This window comes from Achromobacter arsenitoxydans SY8 (assembly GCF_000236785.1).
GTDB lineage: Bacteria > Pseudomonadota > Gammaproteobacteria > Burkholderiales > Burkholderiaceae_B > Achromobacter > Achromobacter arsenitoxydans.
In genome coordinates, this window is sequence record NZ_AGUF01000052.1 from 182021 (window position 1) to 198187 (window position 16167).

Annotated in this window: 12 protein-coding genes and 1 pseudogene; 10 read left to right on the forward strand and 3 right to left on the reverse strand. The window is 64.5% G+C overall.

What is annotated here, in order from left to right:
• Positions 1-193: 193 nt before the first annotated feature.
• From KYC_RS14855 to KYC_RS14865, 3 genes are all read right to left on the reverse strand, one after another.
• Positions 194-1171 (reverse strand): Bug family tripartite tricarboxylate transporter substrate binding protein, encoded by a 978-nt coding sequence (locus KYC_RS14855; RefSeq protein WP_008163642.1) that lies wholly within the window; start codon positions 1169-1171, stop codon positions 194-196.
• Between the two features lie 121 nt (positions 1172-1292).
• Positions 1293-2207, reverse strand: a complete 915-nt coding sequence (locus KYC_RS14860) for an NAD(P)-dependent oxidoreductase (RefSeq protein WP_008163644.1) — start codon at positions 2205-2207, stop codon at positions 1293-1295.
• A complete protein-coding gene (locus KYC_RS14865; RefSeq protein WP_008163645.1) occupies positions 2204-2617 on the reverse strand; it encodes a carboxymuconolactone decarboxylase family protein in 414 nt (137 codons plus the stop codon). The genes KYC_RS14860 and KYC_RS14865 overlap by 4 nt, the downstream gene beginning before the upstream one ends.
• A 239-nt stretch (positions 2618-2856) precedes the next feature.
• On the opposite strand from KYC_RS14865, the gene KYC_RS14870 reads away from it, so the two are divergent.
• The 10 genes and pseudogenes from KYC_RS14870 (at position 2857) to KYC_RS14910 (ending at position 16157) form a co-directional block, all read left to right on the forward strand.
• A complete protein-coding gene (locus KYC_RS14870; RefSeq protein WP_008163648.1) occupies positions 2857-4077 on the forward strand; it encodes an ABC transporter substrate-binding protein in 1221 nt (406 codons plus the stop codon).
• A 39-nt stretch (positions 4078-4116) separates the two neighbouring features.
• The gene (locus KYC_RS14875; protein ID WP_008163651.1) at positions 4117-4980 is read left to right on the forward strand and encodes a branched-chain amino acid ABC transporter permease; all 864 of its coding nucleotides are present in this window, start codon (positions 4117-4119) and stop codon (positions 4978-4980) included.
• On the forward strand, positions 4977-5951 hold the full coding sequence (locus tag KYC_RS14880; RefSeq protein ID WP_008163652.1) for a branched-chain amino acid ABC transporter permease: 975 nt from the start codon (positions 4977-4979) through the stop codon (positions 5949-5951). Before KYC_RS14875 ends, KYC_RS14880 begins: the two co-directional genes overlap by 4 nt.
• Positions 5944-6684, forward strand: coding sequence for an ABC transporter ATP-binding protein (locus tag KYC_RS14885; protein ID WP_008163653.1), 741 nt, complete (start codon positions 5944-5946; stop codon positions 6682-6684). The genes KYC_RS14880 and KYC_RS14885 overlap by 8 nt, the downstream gene beginning before the upstream one ends.
• Entirely contained in the window at positions 6681-7394 is a 714-nt protein-coding gene (locus KYC_RS14890) for an ABC transporter ATP-binding protein (RefSeq protein WP_008163656.1), read from the forward strand. Before KYC_RS14885 ends, KYC_RS14890 begins: the two co-directional genes overlap by 4 nt.
• Positions 7395-7510: 116 nt before the next feature.
• Positions 7511-8254 (forward strand): GntR family transcriptional regulator, encoded by a 744-nt coding sequence (locus KYC_RS14895; RefSeq protein ID WP_008163659.1) that lies wholly within the window; start codon positions 7511-7513, stop codon positions 8252-8254.
• Positions 8199-9431 carry an alpha/beta fold hydrolase gene (locus KYC_RS14900; RefSeq protein WP_100148311.1) on the forward strand — a complete coding sequence of 411 codons (1233 nt, stop codon included), beginning with the start codon at positions 8199-8201 and terminating at the stop codon, positions 9429-9431. Before KYC_RS14895 ends, KYC_RS14900 begins: the two co-directional genes overlap by 56 nt.
• Complete coding sequence (locus KYC_RS14905) at positions 9428-10225, forward strand: N-acyl homoserine lactonase family protein (RefSeq protein WP_008163662.1); 798 nt, start codon at positions 9428-9430, stop codon at positions 10223-10225. The genes KYC_RS14900 and KYC_RS14905 overlap by 4 nt, the downstream gene beginning before the upstream one ends.
• Before the next feature lie 292 nt (positions 10226-10517).
• Positions 10518-10649: pseudogene (locus KYC_RS30130) on the forward strand (ESPR domain-containing protein); the annotation flags it as partial.
• Between the two features lie 63 nt (positions 10650-10712).
• The gene (locus tag KYC_RS14910) at positions 10713-16157 is read left to right on the forward strand and encodes an autotransporter domain-containing protein (RefSeq protein WP_238531933.1); all 5445 of its coding nucleotides are present in this window, start codon (positions 10713-10715) and stop codon (positions 16155-16157) included.
• Positions 16158-16167: the final 10 nt, after the last annotated feature.

Sequence of the window (16167 nt, forward strand, 5' to 3'; positions counted from 1 at the left end):
AAGCACCGGCATATGATGAATCCGCCCAAGTTGCGGACGCGGTACGAGAGAACATTCAATCGGCCTCTAGAACCGCTCCGAAAACATTCTGGAATGCACTGAAGAGTCGCGCGCGGATCCCACACGCTGGTCCAACGGCATAAGCCAAGCCAGATCGAGGTAGGACCGCCACCTTCCGTCCCCCGATCTGGCTTCAATTCACAGTGACGTTCGCTTCTTTGATGAGCGCTGAAAACCTGGGCACATCGCGGGCAATCAGTGCTTGAAAAGCTGCCCCGCCCTGCTCTTTTTCGCTCGGCGCTTGCGCTGCCAACTTATCCAGCGACTCGCGCACATTGGGACTTTTCAACGCCGCAGCCAGCGCCTGCTCCAGCCTGGCAATTACCGCTGGCTGTGTACCGGCCGGCGCCGCGATGCCATTCCAGACGCTCATGTTGAAATCTGGCACGCCCGCCTCGGCGAAAGTCGGGACATCCGGAATCTGGGGCAGGCGGCTGGCGCTGGCCACCGCCAGCGCGGTGACGCGGTTCGCGTCGTGAAGTGGGATCATCGTGACCGTTTGGTCAATTACCGCATCCACAGTGCCCGCGATCAGGTCAGCGATGGCCGGGCCCGCCCCGCGGTAGGGTATTTGCATGCCTTGGGTCTTGGTCACATGCATGAAGTAGGCGGCGGATATATGACTGGTCGACCCGTTTCCAGCGTTGCCGAAGTTCACATCGGCGCCTTGCTTCTGCAAACGCGAAACAAAGTCAGGCAGCGTCTTGACGCCGCTCTTTTTACTTACCGACAGCACCATCGGGACGGTGGCGACCAGGCCGACTGCGGCCAGATCCCGGCGCGGATCGAACTTGCTCTTGGGATAGAGCGATGGAGCGATCGCCAGCGAGCCCATGTTGCCGAACGTGATGGTATAGCCATCCGGTTCGGCCCGCGTCACGCGCTGGTTGCCAATCATGGTGCCGCCGCCGCCCAGGTTCTCAACCACAATGGTCTGCCCCAGGTTTTCGCCCATGGCTTGCGCGACGATGCGGGCCAGACCGTCTGTGGATCCGCCAGCGGCGTAGGGTACGACCATCGAGATGGCTCGCGTCGGATAGCTTTGTGCGGATGCATTTGCGCCAAGTGCGACCAAGCCGGCGCCCAGTGTCGCCATGAAAATCTTCTTCATACTCTTGCTCCTCGCTGTTTCGACCGGCAACAGCCGGCCCTCCGCCTTGTCTTGGCGGTTTTTTGTGATGCAGGTTGAAAAGACGGCGCGGTGATTGCCGCGCCGTTGGGATACGAAAGGTCTAGTCTTTTTTGGCAGCCAGCTCCACGCCAGCCAGCATTTCCGACAGGCGCGCCACTGCAGTGTGATCCTGCCCGGCGCCCAGCGTCTTGCCCGCCGACGCCCAGAGTTCGCGGCACAACGAGGCAAACGGCGTGGGCGTACCCGTGTCGGTAGCGATGCCCAGCGCAATGCCCAGGTCTTTGACCATTAAGTCCAGGCCGAAGCCGGAATTGAATTGGCGCGACAGCACGAACTGCTTGAACTTCTTTTGCGTGGAATTGTTCATGCCGGTGGATGCGTTCAACACGTCCACGATCACGTTCGGGTCCAGGCCGAACTGCTGGCCGATCAGCATGGCTTCCACGCCGATCAGAAAGCCGCCGGCGGATACCAGATTGTTCAGCGCCTTCATGGCGTGGGCGCTGCCCACCTCGCCCACCGCCGTGATGGACGTGCCCATTGCAGACAGCGCGGGGCGCACGCGTTCCAGCGTTTCGGCGGGGCCGCCGAACATGATGGCGAGCTCACCGGTGCGTGCGCGCGGCACGCCGCCGGACACCGGCGCATCCACCATCTGGCCGCCCGCGTTGGCAATGGCCGTCGCCAGCCGCTGCGTATGGGCGGGCACGCCCGAGCTCATGTCCACCACGACGCCGCCCGGGCGCAAGCCTGCCAGCACGCCGTCCGGCCCGTTCAGCACCTGCTCGACGATGGCGCTGGTGGGCAGCATCGTGAAGACGATGTCGCTTTGCGCGGCCAGCGCGGCGCAGGTCGTGGCGGCCTGGCCGCCTACCTCTTGCGCGAACTTTTGCGCCTGTCCGGGCACGGCGTCAAACACCGTGACGGCGTAGCCGGCTTGCACCAGGCGCGCCGCCATGGGCCAGCCCATGCTGCCGATGCCGATCAGGCCGACGCGCTCTTGCGCGGCGCTCATGCTTGCTGCTCCTTGAAGGCACCCTCTTCTTCCAGCACCTGATTGGCGACCTTGAACGCATCCAGGCCGGCGGGAATGCCGCAGTAAACGGTGGCTTGCAGCAGGATTTCCTTGATCTCTTCCACGGTGACGCCGTTGTTCAGCGCGCCTTTGACGTGCAGCTTGATTTCGGCCGGCCGGTTCAGGGCGGTGAGCATGGCCAGGTTCAACATGCTGCGCGTCTTCTTCTCAAGACCCGGACGGCCCCAGGTGTAGCCCCAGCACCATTCGGTGGTGATGTGCTGAAACGCCATCATGAAGTCATTGGCGCGGGCCAGCGAGCCGTCCACGTACTCGGTGCCAAGCACTTCGCGGCGCAGATTCAGGCCTTGGTCGAACAGGGCTTGGGTTTCGGATTTGATGTCTGCCATGAGTTCCTCTGGGTGATTTACGGCAGGCCCTTGGGCACGCGCCGCTGGTTGTTGCTGATAGGTATTTCGCCGTTGCTTGGCGAAAGTGTTTGTCGGATTGTCAGGCAATTATTTATAAAACGTCAATAGTCAGATTGTCGGACAATCCGCTTGACTGCTTAAAGTTTGAGCACAATAATGCCGCAAAGCGCCGGGCTGGCTGCCGTGCGCAAACACCCACAAAAAGCCAGGAGACAAATATGAAGAACACCCCCAAGCAGGCCGTGCGCCATGGGCGCCGGGAATTCGTAGCGGGAATGGGTGCAGTTGCATTGGCGGCATCCCTGCCCCGCCCAGCCGTGGCCGCGCCCAGCGAGATCAACGTGGGCGTGATCCTGCCCCTGTCGGGCGCGAATGCGCAGTTCGGCATCAACTCCCGCCAGGGGCTGGAGCTGGCGGCCGATGAGATCAACGCGGCCGGCGGCATCAAGTCGCTAGGCGGCGCCAAGCTCAAGCTGATCATTGCCGATGCGACCTCGCAGCCCACCACCGCCGCCACCGTCGCGCAGCGGCTGATCACGCAGAACCGCTGCGTGGCCATCATTGGCGCCTATGCCTCGTCATTGACGCTGGCCGTGTCGGAAGTGACCGAGCGCCGGGGCATCCCCTTGCTGACGATGTCGTTTTCCGACGTGCTGACCGAACGCGGCTTCAAGCACATCTTCCAGGTGGTGTCCAAGGGCTCGGTGCTGGGCAAGGCGCAGTACGACTATGCGGCCTCGGTGGTGGCCGGCGCGTCCGACATCAAGAAAATCGCCCTGTTGTACGAAGACACGGCCTACGGCACCTCGCAGGCCGTGGGCGTGCGCAATGCCGCCAAGGCGGCCGGCGCGCAAATCGTGCTGGACGAAGCCTATCCGCTGGGCATCACCGATGTCACGCCGCTGATCAGCAAGCTGCGCGGCTCGGACGCGCAGATCGTATTCCCGATTTCCTACCTGAACGACAGCCTGCTGATCATTCGGGTAATGCGCCAACAGCGGCTTACGGTGCCGGTCGTGGGCGGCGCCGCGGGCTACGTCATTCCCGATTTCGCCAAGGCGCTGGGCCAGTACTCGCAGGCCGTGCTGTCCATCGCGCCGGCCAATTACGACCAGGCCCCGGAATACACCGAGCGGTATCGCAAGCGCTTTGGCACCTTCATGCCGCATGAAGCCTTGGAACATGCCGTGTGCGCGGGCGTGCTTGCCCAGGCGCTGGAGGTGGCCAAGTCCGACAAGCCCGAAGCGGTGTCCCAGGCGCTGCGCGCGCAGAAATATGACCAGGGCTGGTCGGGGGTGATGTCGGGCGGCGGCGTGCATTTTGACGCCAAGGGCCTGAACACCCTGGCCCAGCCCATCATGGTTCAGTGGCAGAACAATGAACTGGTGTCGGTGTGGCCCAAGGAGCTGGCCAAGGGCAGCGTCATCGCCGCCGGCTGAGCACGCCGCGCGCTACACGAAGGACGGAGGGGGACAGTCATGCAATTTTTGCAGGCGCTGGTGGACGGCATTTTGCTGGGCGGCGTGTATGCGGTCATCTCAATCGGGTTGACGCTGGTGTTCGGGGTGGTCTCGATTGTCAATTTCGCCCAGGCCGAATTCCTGATGGTGGGCATGTTCGTGGCGTACTTCGCCTGGAAACTGCTGGGGCTGGACCCGCTGCTGGGGTCGCTGCTGTCTTTCGCCGTGGCCTTTGTGATCGGGGTGCTGACCCAGAAATTCCTGATCAACCGCGTGTTGAAGGCGCCGGCGGTCGCGCAGATTTTCCTGACGGTGGGCTTGCTCATCGTCATGGAGAATCTGGCGCTGATCCTGTTCGGCTCGGAGTTCCGGTCGGTGCAGACGTCCTATCAGATGACAGCGCTGGCAGTCGGCCCGATCCTGCTTAGTGCGCCCTATCTGCTGGCCTTTGTGGTGGCGGCCGTGGCCGGGCTGGCGCTGTGGTGGGTGCTGAAAAAAACCTGGTGGGGCATGGCGGTGCGGGCCACGGCGCAAGATCCGATGGCCGCGCGGCTGTCGGGCATTTCCACCCATCGTGTGCATCAGCTGGCGTTTGGGCTGGGCGTGGGCCTGACGGCGTTGGGCGGCGGCATCATCCTGCCCTATCTCACCGCCTCCACCACGGTAGGCGCGCAGTTCAGCGTGCTGATGTTCACGGCGGTGGTGCTGGGCGGGCTGGGCAGCGTGCTGGGGGCAGTCGTGGGCGGGGTGGCCGTCGGCGTGATCCAGTCCCTGTCGTCGCTGGTGCTGCCGATGCAGCTACAGAACCTGGTGCTCTTCGCCATCTTCATTCTTGTCCTGGCCGTGCGCCCGGAAGGTCTTTTGAAAAGGGCTGCAACATGAGCTTGAACCGGCACTCCCTGCCCTGGGCGATCACGCTCGTGATCGCCGCGGCCGCGCCCTGGCTGCTGGAAGATCAGGGCTATGGCATCCGCGTGCTGACGCTGGTGCTGCTGTTCGCGGCGATGGGCCAATCCTGGAATATCGTGGGCGGTTTGGCCAATCAGATCTCGCTGGGGCATGCCGCCTTTTTTGGGCTGGGCGCGTATACCTCCACCCTGCTGTTGCTGCGTTTTGGCATTTCGCCCTGGCTGGGGATGGTGGCGGCAATGGCGGTGGCGGCCGTGGCTGGCGCCCTGCTTAGCCTGCCCACGATGCGGCTGCGCGGGCATTACTTTGCGCTGGCCACGCTGGCCTTCGGTGAAGTGCTGCGCGCCATCGCCAATACCTGGGCCTCGGTGACGGGCGGGCCGGTCGGTCTGTCCATCCCGTTTTCGGAGGGCCTGGCGCAGATGCAATTCAAGTCCAGCATTCCGTATTACTACCTGATGCTGGGCGCCGCGCTGATCACGTCGGTGGTGTTCGCGCTGATCAGCCGTTCGCGGCTGGGCTACCGGCTGCGCGCCGTGAAGGCTAATCCGCAGGCGGCGGAGGTGATCGGCGTGAACACCGCGCGAACGCGGATCCTGGCGGCGGTCATATCGGCCGCGCTGATGGGCGCCTGCGGCACGCTGTATGCGCAGTTCATCTACTTCTTCGACCCGGACACGGTGTTTTCGCTGGTGGGGGTGTCGGTGCGGGTGGCGCTGATCTGCATCATCGGCGGCGTGGGAACCGTGGCCGGGCCGCTGATCGGCGCGCTGGTCATCATTCCCCTTGAAGAAGTGTTCAACGATTGGCTGTCGGGCCACACGGCGGGCGTGTCCCAGTTGGCGTTCGGGCTGATCTTGATCGCCATCATCCTGATCGAACCGCGTGGCCTGTCCGCTTTGTGGGCACGGCTGCGCAATCTGACGCGGAGCCAGCATGCCTGACATCCTGAAAGTGTCGAACCTGCAGCGCCGCTTTGGCGGGCTGAAGGCGGTGGATGACGTCTCCTTCCGGGTCGAGCAAGGCGACATTCTGGGCCTGATCGGCCCCAATGGCGCGGGCAAAACGACGCTGTTCAATCTACTGGTCGGGCTGTATCCCAGCCAGGGCGGGCGTATCGAGCTCGAAGGCCGGGACGTCAGCGGCCTGCGTCCGCATCAGATTGCCGCGCTGGGCATGACCAAGACCTTCCAGAACGTGGCGCTGTTTCCCGAGATGACGGTAGAGGACAACGTGCTGGTCGGTGGGCTGCTGCGCCACGACGTGCCGCGCGCCCGCCAGGTGGCGCGCGCAAACCTGGATCGCGTGGGCCTGTCTTCTATCGCTGCCAAGCCTGCGGGCGAGCTGTCTTTCCCTGAGCAGGCGCGGGTGGAGCTGGCGCGCGCACTGTGCACCGACCCTAAGGTCTTTCTGCTGGACGAGGTGATGGCGGCGCTGAACGATGCCGAAATGGACGCCTTGCTGGATCTGATCCGCAGCTTGCGGGACGAATCGGGCATTACCTTCATCGTGGTGGAACACCATATGCGCGCCATCATGCGGCTATGCAACCGGATTCTGGTGCTGTCGTTCGGCCAGAAAATCGCGGAAGGCAGTCCGGCCGAGATCGCGGCGGACCCGAAGGTGATCGAGGTGTACCTGGGCAAGTCGATGGAGCAGCTGGAGGTGGCGGCATGAGCCTGTTGCAGATCCGGGGCCTGACCGCCTCTTATGACCGCAGCCCGGTGCTGCATGAGGTGTCGCTGGAGGTGCCTGAAGGCGGCTTCATCACCGTGGTCGGCGCCAACACCGCCGGCAAAAGCACCCTGCTGCGCTGCATCTCCGGCCTGCTGGACAAGGTCAGCGGCAGCATCGTCTTCGATGGCCAGGACATTCTGCGCCTGCCCCCGCACCGGGTGCCGGAGCTGGGCATCGCGCATGTGCCGGAAGGCCGCCATGTGTTTGCCGAGATGACCGTCGAAGAAAACCTGTACCTGGGCGGCTATTGCCGCCGCAGGGATGCCGCAGCGCTCAAGCAGAGCTGCGATCAGGTCTATGCGCTGTTTCCCCGTCTGCGGGAACGCCGCCGGCAGGCGGCGGGTACGCTGTCCGGCGGTGAACAGCAGATGGTGGCGTTCGGCCGCGCGCTGATGCTCAAGCCGCGCCTGCTGCTGCTGGACGAACCCAGCCATGGGCTGGCGCCCAAGGTGGTCGAGGAAATGCACCAGGCCATGATCGACATTCATCGCAGCGGGTTGACCATTCTGCTGGTGGAACAGAACACCCGCCTGGCGCTGTCGGTGGCCGATCACGCCTATGTGCTGCAATCCGGCGAAATGGCGCTGTCCGGCCCCAGCAGCGCGTTGCTGGAAGACAGCCGGGTGCGCGCGGCTTACCTGGGGCTGTGATCATGACCCGCCGGCGGGATATATTGCGTCTTTACGTTGAACCGGCGGCTCGCACCGTAACGGCCACAAGCCTGGACATTGCTTGAGCCCGCCGCCAAGTCAAGCGAGAGACCGTCATGCACAGCCGCTCCGGCGCAGTATTCGAAAAGCCATCCACCTTGCGCACCCGCGTCGAGGAATTTTTGCGCACGTCCATCATGGACGGCCGGATCAAGGGCGGTGAACGCCTGCGTGAAGTTGAACTCTGTGAGCAGCTGAACATCAGCCGCAGCACGCTGCGCGAGGCGCTGCGCACGCTGGAGGCCGAACGGCTGATCTCGATCGAGCCGCACCGGGGGCCGACGGTGGTGCGCATCACCGAGAAGGCGGCGCGCGACCTATACGCCCTGCGCGCCTTGCTGGAAGGATTTGCCGCGCATGAGTTCGCGCGGCTTGCCAGCGATGCCGACGTGGAGCGGCTGCGCAAGGCCGTTCAAGCGCTGAACCGGCAGGCCAAGGGCAGCAATAAATCCGCCCTGCTCGCGGCCAAGCGGGATTTCTACGATGTCTTGCTGTCCGGCTGTGAGAACGACCTGGTGAAAGACATGCTGCCGGGGCTGCTGTCGCGCATCAACCTGCTACGCGCCACGTCGTTTGCGCGGCCCGAGCGGCTGCCCGAAAGCATGGCCGAAATTGACCACATCTTCGAGCGCATCCTGGCTCGGGATCCCGTTGGCGCTCAAGCGGCCGCGCAGAGCCACATCGTCAACGCGGAACGCACCGCGCTCGAAGTGCTAAGACGTCAACAAGAGGAGACATCCACAAGTGAAGACGATCGTTCAGGAACTGAAAGCCGGCGTGATGCTGGCGCATCAGGATAGCGAGTTCAAATCCGCGGTCAAAGGCTTGCTGCCCGCCATTGTGCTGCAAGCCGGGCCCGAGCCGGACGGCAAGGTCAGCGTGTGGACTGGCCAGCCCGCCTCGCCCTCGCAATGCATCGTCATTACTGCGCCCGCCGACACCTGGCGCAAGCTGCTGGACCCTGCCCCCGCCGTGGGCTACCACTCGTTCACCGCCGCGCAGCGTTACGCGCAAGGGCTGCATGTCAGCGGCGACCCGCTGGCCATCGCCCAGGCCCTGCATGCGCTGGAACGCTTGTTCGAATTGCTGCGCGGCCAGATCGACCCCATTCCCGCCCTGCTGGACCGCAGCGCGATCACCGGCCACTACGCCACCCTGGATCTGGGCGCCACCCAGGCGTCGGTCTTTGTTGAGACCAGCGGCCTGGCCGACGGCCCTCCCCTGTTGATGCTGCATACCGCGGGCGCCGATTCGCGCCAGTATCACGCGCTGATGGCCGACCCGGAGCTGCGCAGCCAATGGCGCATGATTGCGTTCGATATGCCCAGCCACGGCCGCAGCATGCCGCTGCCCGGCCGCGCCTGGACGGAAAGCGGGTTGACGCGCGACGCCTATCTGCAGATCTGCCTGGCCGTGATCCATCACGTGGCGCGCGCGCCCGCCGTGCTGCTGGGCTGTTCCATGGGAGCGGCAATGGCGCTCGTCATCGCCGCCAACAGCCCTGCGGAAGTGGCGGGCGTGGTGGCGCTGGAGGCGCCGTACAAAGCATCCGGCCGGTTGTCGCCGATGCTTTGCCACCCGGCAGTGAACCAGGCCGCGCACAACCCCGCGTATGTGCGCGGGCTGATGGGTCCCGGTTCGCCGCTGGCCGCCCGCCGCGAGGCCGCCTGGATCTACGCGCAAGGCGGATACGGCGTTTACGCCAATGATCTCTGGTTCTATAGCGAAGACTTCGATGCGGCCGAACACCTGGGCGGTTTGGACACCAGCACCTTCGGCGTGTCCTTGCTAACAGGCGCCTACGACTATTCCGCCAGCCCCGAAGACTCCCGGCGCGTCGCGGCGTTGATTCCCGGCTCGCGCTTCACCGCCATGGCTGACCTTGGCCATTTCCCCATGGTCGAGAATCCATCGAGCCTGATGCAATACGTCAAGCCAGAGCTTGCCTTGATCCGAGCCGCCCGGGGAATCGCATGAACCTGCCCAACTACGAAGTCTATGCCTTGCGCTACGCCACCGTCGCACGACGACGCTCCCAGAATTTCATCACGCCTCCCGACCCGCATGACGGTCCGATGCCGATGGACTATTTCGTCTGGATCATTCGGAACGGCGACCGCGTCTGGCTGGTCGACACTGGATTCAATGAAGCCGCCGCCCAGGCGCGCGGCCGCGAATTCCTGCGCTGCCCGATCGACGCGCTGAGGGCGCTGGGCATCCGGGCCGCCGACGTGAGCGACGTGATAGTGACGCATCTTCACTACGACCACGCCGGCAATATCCGCAAACTGCCCCACGCGCAACTGCACCTGCAGGAAAGCGAATTGCACTACGCCTGCGGCTGCAACATGCGCTTCGATCTGCTGCGCCACGCCTATGCCGTGGAAGACGTGGTGGACGTGGTGCGCGGCGTGTATGACAAGCGGGTCTCGTTCTACCACGGGCACGACGAACTTGCACCCGGCCTGCAACTACTGCACATCGGCGGCCACACCCAGGGGCTGCAGTCCGTACGCGTCCACACCGCCCGAGGATGGATCGTGCTGGCGTCAGACGCCAGCCACTATTACGACAACATGGGGCAAGACGCGCCCTTCCCGATTGTGCTGAATGTCGCAGACATGCTGGCTGGCTTCGAAATCCTGCAGAAATTTGCAGAATCTCCCGAGCACATCGTTCCCGGGCACGACCCGCTCGTACGTTCGCGGTATCCCGCGTTCGCCGATGGCAATGTCGAAATCGTGTCACTGCACATGGATCCTCGAAGTTGATCAAGGATTAGCCTCGCGCCTTGCCATCAGGGATTACCCCATATCCCAGCTGTGTCGCAATCCCGCAGCACTCGCATCGTCATGCGAGTGAAAGTCATCGCGGAATGTAAACGCCTCGCTTACACTCTGTCGTTTTGTAAATTTGTCGTTACAAGACGACATAATTCACACGCCCGGCAAGCGCACCAACCATGCGCTTGAGCTGACAGCGCGCAGGTGCCAACCGCCGCTTCCCGGGATGCCACCGCCCTTCCCCAGCGTCGCGCATGCCTGCGCACATCCAGTACAAGCTATGAACAAAATCCACCGAGTCGTGTTCAACACCGCAACCGGCGCATGGCAGGCCGTCAGTGAAATCGCGCGGGGGCCAAGCAAGAGCAGCAGCGATTCCAGGCGCGTGCGCCGTAGCGCTGCGATGGCTGCCGCGGTTGGCGCGTTCTTGTCGGGCGGGGCGACGATCCCCTCTTCGGCTTGGGCGGCGTGCACGGTGAATACCAGCGCCGCACTCGCGATGTGCTCGGGTACCGACCAGCGGAACTTCAGCAATTTCCTGGACGGCCTTCAGGTGATCATGGATCTTGGCGCCGTCGCCGGCTCGGTGACGGGCAGCGGCGCGCCAGTCTTTCGCATGGGCGGCAGCAATGTCCGTCTCCAGAATAGCGGTCAGATCAACCCATCCGTCGGTGCTCAACAGAGCGTGCTGACCACCGGGGTGAAGGCGGGCAATGCCAACAATAATCAGCACATTGAGATCATCAACTTCTCGGGCGGCTGGATTTCCGGCACGGGCGCCAACCTGGGCGCCTCCATCGCCAACCTGGACGGCATGGCGCTGGATGTGCAAGGCGGCCCGGGCGGCTTGGCGGAACTGACCAATAACGGCATCATCTCCGCCATTCCGATTGTCGGCGCAACGCTGGCAGCCGACGACATGCCGACTGTCGCCGTCCATGGCGGCATACAGGTCGACATGACCAACACCAACCAGCTCCACGGGCGCGTGGCATTCGAAGCCTCGACGCAGGGCAACATCTTCACCAACACCGGAACGCTGCTGGGCAGCGTGTCGTTGGGCGCTGGCGGCGGCGGCAATACCTTCAATGCGATCACCGGCTCCTCAGTGAGCACAGGAGTCGCCACCGGCACCACGTCCGTCAGCGTCGACTCGCACCCCAATCTTGTGTTCGTCGCGCCCGGCATCGTGGACGGCGGCGCCGGCGGCAATAACACTTTGGCATTGAAGAACGCGATCGGCGGTGGTTCGGGTAGTGCCGGCTCTGGTGTGATTTCGGCGGCCAACTACATCAATTTCCGCAACCTGTCGGTGCAAAGCGGCACCTGGCAGGTCAACGGCGCCCTGCTAGCCGGGGCTTCCACCAGCACGACACTGAGCGGCGGCACGTTGTTGGTGAACGACGGCAACGTATTCGGCGCCGGCTCCCTGACCGCCGGCGGCGGAGCGCTTGGCGTCCAGACAGGCAGCGTGGCCCTGGGCAACAACATTGGCCTGCAACCGAATTACAGCACTTTCGTCCATGGACTGACGATCGCCGGCAATGGCGACATCACGTTAAACGGCACAATCTCCGGCGCTACCAATGGAACGCTGACCAAGAACGGCACAGGCATCCTGCGGCTCAACGGCGCCAATACTTACGCCGGTGGCACCCGGCTCAATGCCGGGACGACCGTCGTCAGCACGGACGCTGCTTTTGGCACCGGCCGTGTCGTCATCGGCGCCTCGGGCGCGCGTATTGATGGCGCCGGCAGTATTACTGTAAATAACGATATCAACCTGGAGGGGAACATCGCGGTTGGCGGCTCCGGCAGCCTGACGCTGGGTGGGGTCATCAGCGGCTTCGGCAGTAGTAGCCTGACGAAAGTGGGCTCAGGCCAGCTTACGCTGCCCAATGCCAACGGCTATATGGGCAACACCACGTTGGTGTCCGGCACGTTGCAGGTTGGCGACGACTCGGCTCTGGGTTGGGGCACCTTGACCGTCGCTGGCGCCAGCACCCTGACCAGCACGCAATCGGTAGCCTTGGGCAACCCCGTACAGCTGAATACCGGCCTGACCATCGGCGGCCCCAACGATCTCACCCTCAACGGCCTGATCAGCGGCGGCACAGGCAACACGTTGACCAAGACGGGCAGCGGCAATCTCACGCTGGGTGCCAACAATTCCTTCTCCGGCGGCATCGTCCTCAACAGCGGCACCCTGACGTCGCGCAATGGCGGCGCCCTCGGCGCCGGCACGTTGACCGCCAACGGCGACAGCCGCCTGGCATTCCGTTCGGGCCAGGTCGTCGGCAACGCGATCGCCATCGGCAATGGCGCCACATTGGAAGTTTCGACCGCCGATCCGATCATTCTCATGGGTGGGGTATCCGGCAGTGGCGCCCTTGCCAAAACCGGCGCCGGCAACCTCAATTTCGCCAGCGGCAGCAACACCTTTACAGGCCTGCTTGATGTGCGCCAAGGCACGCTGACCACATCTGTCCCCAATGGGCTGGGCGTCAATCCCGATCTCAATGTCGGCACCGGCGCAAGGGTCAATCTGGGCTTTCAGACCGCCATCGGCACTTTGACCGGCAGCGGCGCGGTCGAAACCAATTCGGGCATGACCCTCACCGTGGGCAATAACAATGGCAGCTCCATGTTCGCCGGCGTCATCAGCGGCGCGGGCAGCCTGACCAAGGCGGGCACCGGCACCTTGATCCTCGGTGGCATCAACACCTATACCGGCAACACCCAGGTCGACGCCGGTCGCCTGCACCTGGATGCCGGCAGCCGCCTGGCCGGCGGACAGGTCACTGTGGCCAGCGGCGCCAGCCTGAGCGGAAGCGGCACGCTGGCCGGCAATCTGAACATCGACGGGAACGGCGCCCTGGACCTGGAAAGCGGTCGCACGCTGACCGCTGGCAACCTGACGCTGAACCCCGGCAGCCGTATAAACGTGGCCCTGGGTGCGCCGTCGTCGACGCCGTTGGCGAGTGCCAATAACCTGCTGCAGTTCTTCAACCCCACGTTCAACTTCAGGGATGCAGGCGGCTTGGGCAATGGGACCTACAGGCTGTTCAGTTTCGGCGGCGCGTTCAATAACACCGGATTCACCCTCGGCCCCTTGCCCGACGATGTGCAGGCGAGCGACATCACCTTCCATCACGTTTCGGGCGGCATCAACGTCGTCATCCAGTCGGCATCGCTGGAGTACCAACACTGGAATGGCAACGGCGTCTGGAACAGCACCAACACCAACTGGGAGAACTCGACCGGCTCCGCCGCCAACGCCTGGCGCTCGGCCAAGGCGGCATTCGGCGGCATGGCCGGCACTGTTGTCATCGAGGGCATGCAAGCCCTTACCGGCGCGGACTTCAAGACCGATGGCTACCGGCTGACCGCGGGCACGGCGGGCGGGCTGAGTCTGGTGAACAGCATCGGCGGTTCGGCCAACTTCATCACCGACGCAGGGGTGACGGCGTTGATCGACGCTCCGGTCAGCGGATTGGGAAGGCTGCAGAAGAGTGCCGCCGGCGCCCTGATCCTGACCGGCGACAACTCCTACTCCGGCGGCACCTTGCTCGGCGAGGGCACGCTGGTCGTCCGCCACGACCGCGCGCTCGGCAGCGGCGGCCTGAACATCGCGAATGGGGCGCGCCTATTGGCCGATACGCACGACGTGCAATTGCAGAACAGCGTCATACTCGACGGCGGCCAGGCAAGCCTGGATGCCGACGACGGCGCCACGATGACGCTGAGCGGCGATGTCAGCGGTGCAGGCGGTATCGCCAAGAACGGCGCGGGCACGCTGCGGCTGCTCGGCGCCAATAGCTACCAGGGCGGCACGACCGTCAATGCCGGCCGCCTGGTGACCAGCGTCGCTGGCCTGGGCGGCGGCGCCATCATCAACAATGCCGAACTCGAACTGGACCAGGCGGCAGACGCCACGCTACTGCAGACCCTGGGCGGCATCGGCAACCTGACGAAGACCGGGGCAGGCACGCTCACGCTGGCAGGCGCTAACACCTCGACCGGCGCCACCATCATCAGCGGGGGCCGTCTGGTCGCCTCCGTGGCCACCTTGGGCAGCGGCGCCATCATCAACAACGCTGCGCTCGACCTGAACCAGAAGACCGACGCCACGCTGGCCCAGGCCATCAGCGGCAACGGCACGCTGACCAAGACGGGTGCGGGCATCTTGACGCTGACCGCCGACAGCCACGCGTTCAGCGGTAACACGCAGCTTTCGACGGGTACGCTTGCCATGGGCTCGGGCGCCGTGCTGGGCGGCACCCTGGCCGTGGGCAACGGCGCAACCCTGACAGGCGCGGGCGCAGTCGGAACCACCACGCTGGCCAGCGGCGCCACGATTGCCCCGGGCAGTGCCGGCGCATCGGGCCACGTCCTCGGCACGCTGAGTATCGGCGGTGACCTGACGTTCCAGCCCGGATCCACCTATCTGGTCCATGCCGATCCCGCATCCAGCGCCAGCGATCGCATCGTCGTCTCAGGCACGGCTCGCCTCGCAGGCGGGGTGCTGCACGTCGGGCCCGAGTCGGGCTTCGATGTGGCCAAGGCCTACACGATTCTGTCGGCTGGCCACGTAAGCCAGACGTTCGACAGCGTGGCGTCCAACTACGCTTATCTCGCCCCGACGCTGCAGTACCGCGACACCGATGTCTTGCTGCAGCTGCAGCGCAAGCAGGTGCCGGTCGATCCGGTCACGCCCGTCGATCCAGGCAAGCCGGTCGATCCGGGCAAGCCGGTACCCCCCGACACGCGTCCCATTGCGTTCGCCGACCTTGCCGCTACAGGCAACCAGCGTGCGGTGGCCAACGCCGTCGAACGCATGTCCGCCAGCAGCGCCCTGCACAAGTTCGTGCAGAACCTGCCCGACGGCGCCCCGCAAAACGTATTCGAAAGCCTGTCTGGCGAAAGCCACGCCTCCGTGCAGGGCAGCATGCGCAACGGCGCGAACCTGTTCAGCGCGAATGCGCTCAATCACCTGCATGCCAATCTGACGTCCAACCTGCGCCAGGGCGACCCTGTCGCCCAATTCGGCGGCTCGCTGCCCGCCTCGGCCTTGCCCAGTTCCCGCGCCCTGCCCCTGTGGGCCGAGGTCGTGGGCCACTGGCAAACCTACTCGGGCGACGGCAACGCCGCACGCATGAAACAGACGACGGGCGGCCTGTTCCTGGGCGGCGATGCGGAAGTGGCGTCCAGCGGCTGGCGCGTGGGCGGATCGCTCGGCTACACCAACGCCGACTCTCGCGTTTCCGACCGTAGCGCCAAGGCCTCCGTGGACAGCTACAGCGCCTCAATCTACACAGGCAAGTCCTTCGGGCTGGGCTCCGCCAACCTGAACGTGATGGGCGGCATGGCCTATACCTGGCACGACATCAACTCCCAACGCAACGTTGCTGGGCTGGGCCAGAACCTGAAGGCCGACTACCACGCCAGCACCGCACAGGTGTTCGCAGAGGTGGGCTACGCCATGGGCCAGCACGATAAGGTAGGCATCGAACCGTTTGCAGGATTCAGCCTGGGTCAGCAGCGCACACGCGGTTTCCAGGAAAGTGGCGGATTCGCAGCGTTGGGAGCCGACAGCAGCAACGACGACTTGGCCAGCACCATGCTGGGCGTGCGTGCACACAGCGACTTCCTGCTGGGCCGCACCGAAGGACGCCTGCGGGCCACGCTGGGTTGGCGCCATGCATTCGGCGACGTGAGCACCCAGACCACCATGGCTTTTGAAGGGGGGCCGAATTTCACCGTGGCCGGCGTGCCGCTGGCGCGCAACACCGCCGTGGCGGGATTGGAAGCCGGGATGGAGCTTAGCCGCAGCAGCGCGCTGGTGCTGGGCTACAACGGCGAATTCGGCAGCGGCAACCGGGACCATTCGGCGCAGGTGCGTGTGCGCTGGGCGTATTGATCGGATATGT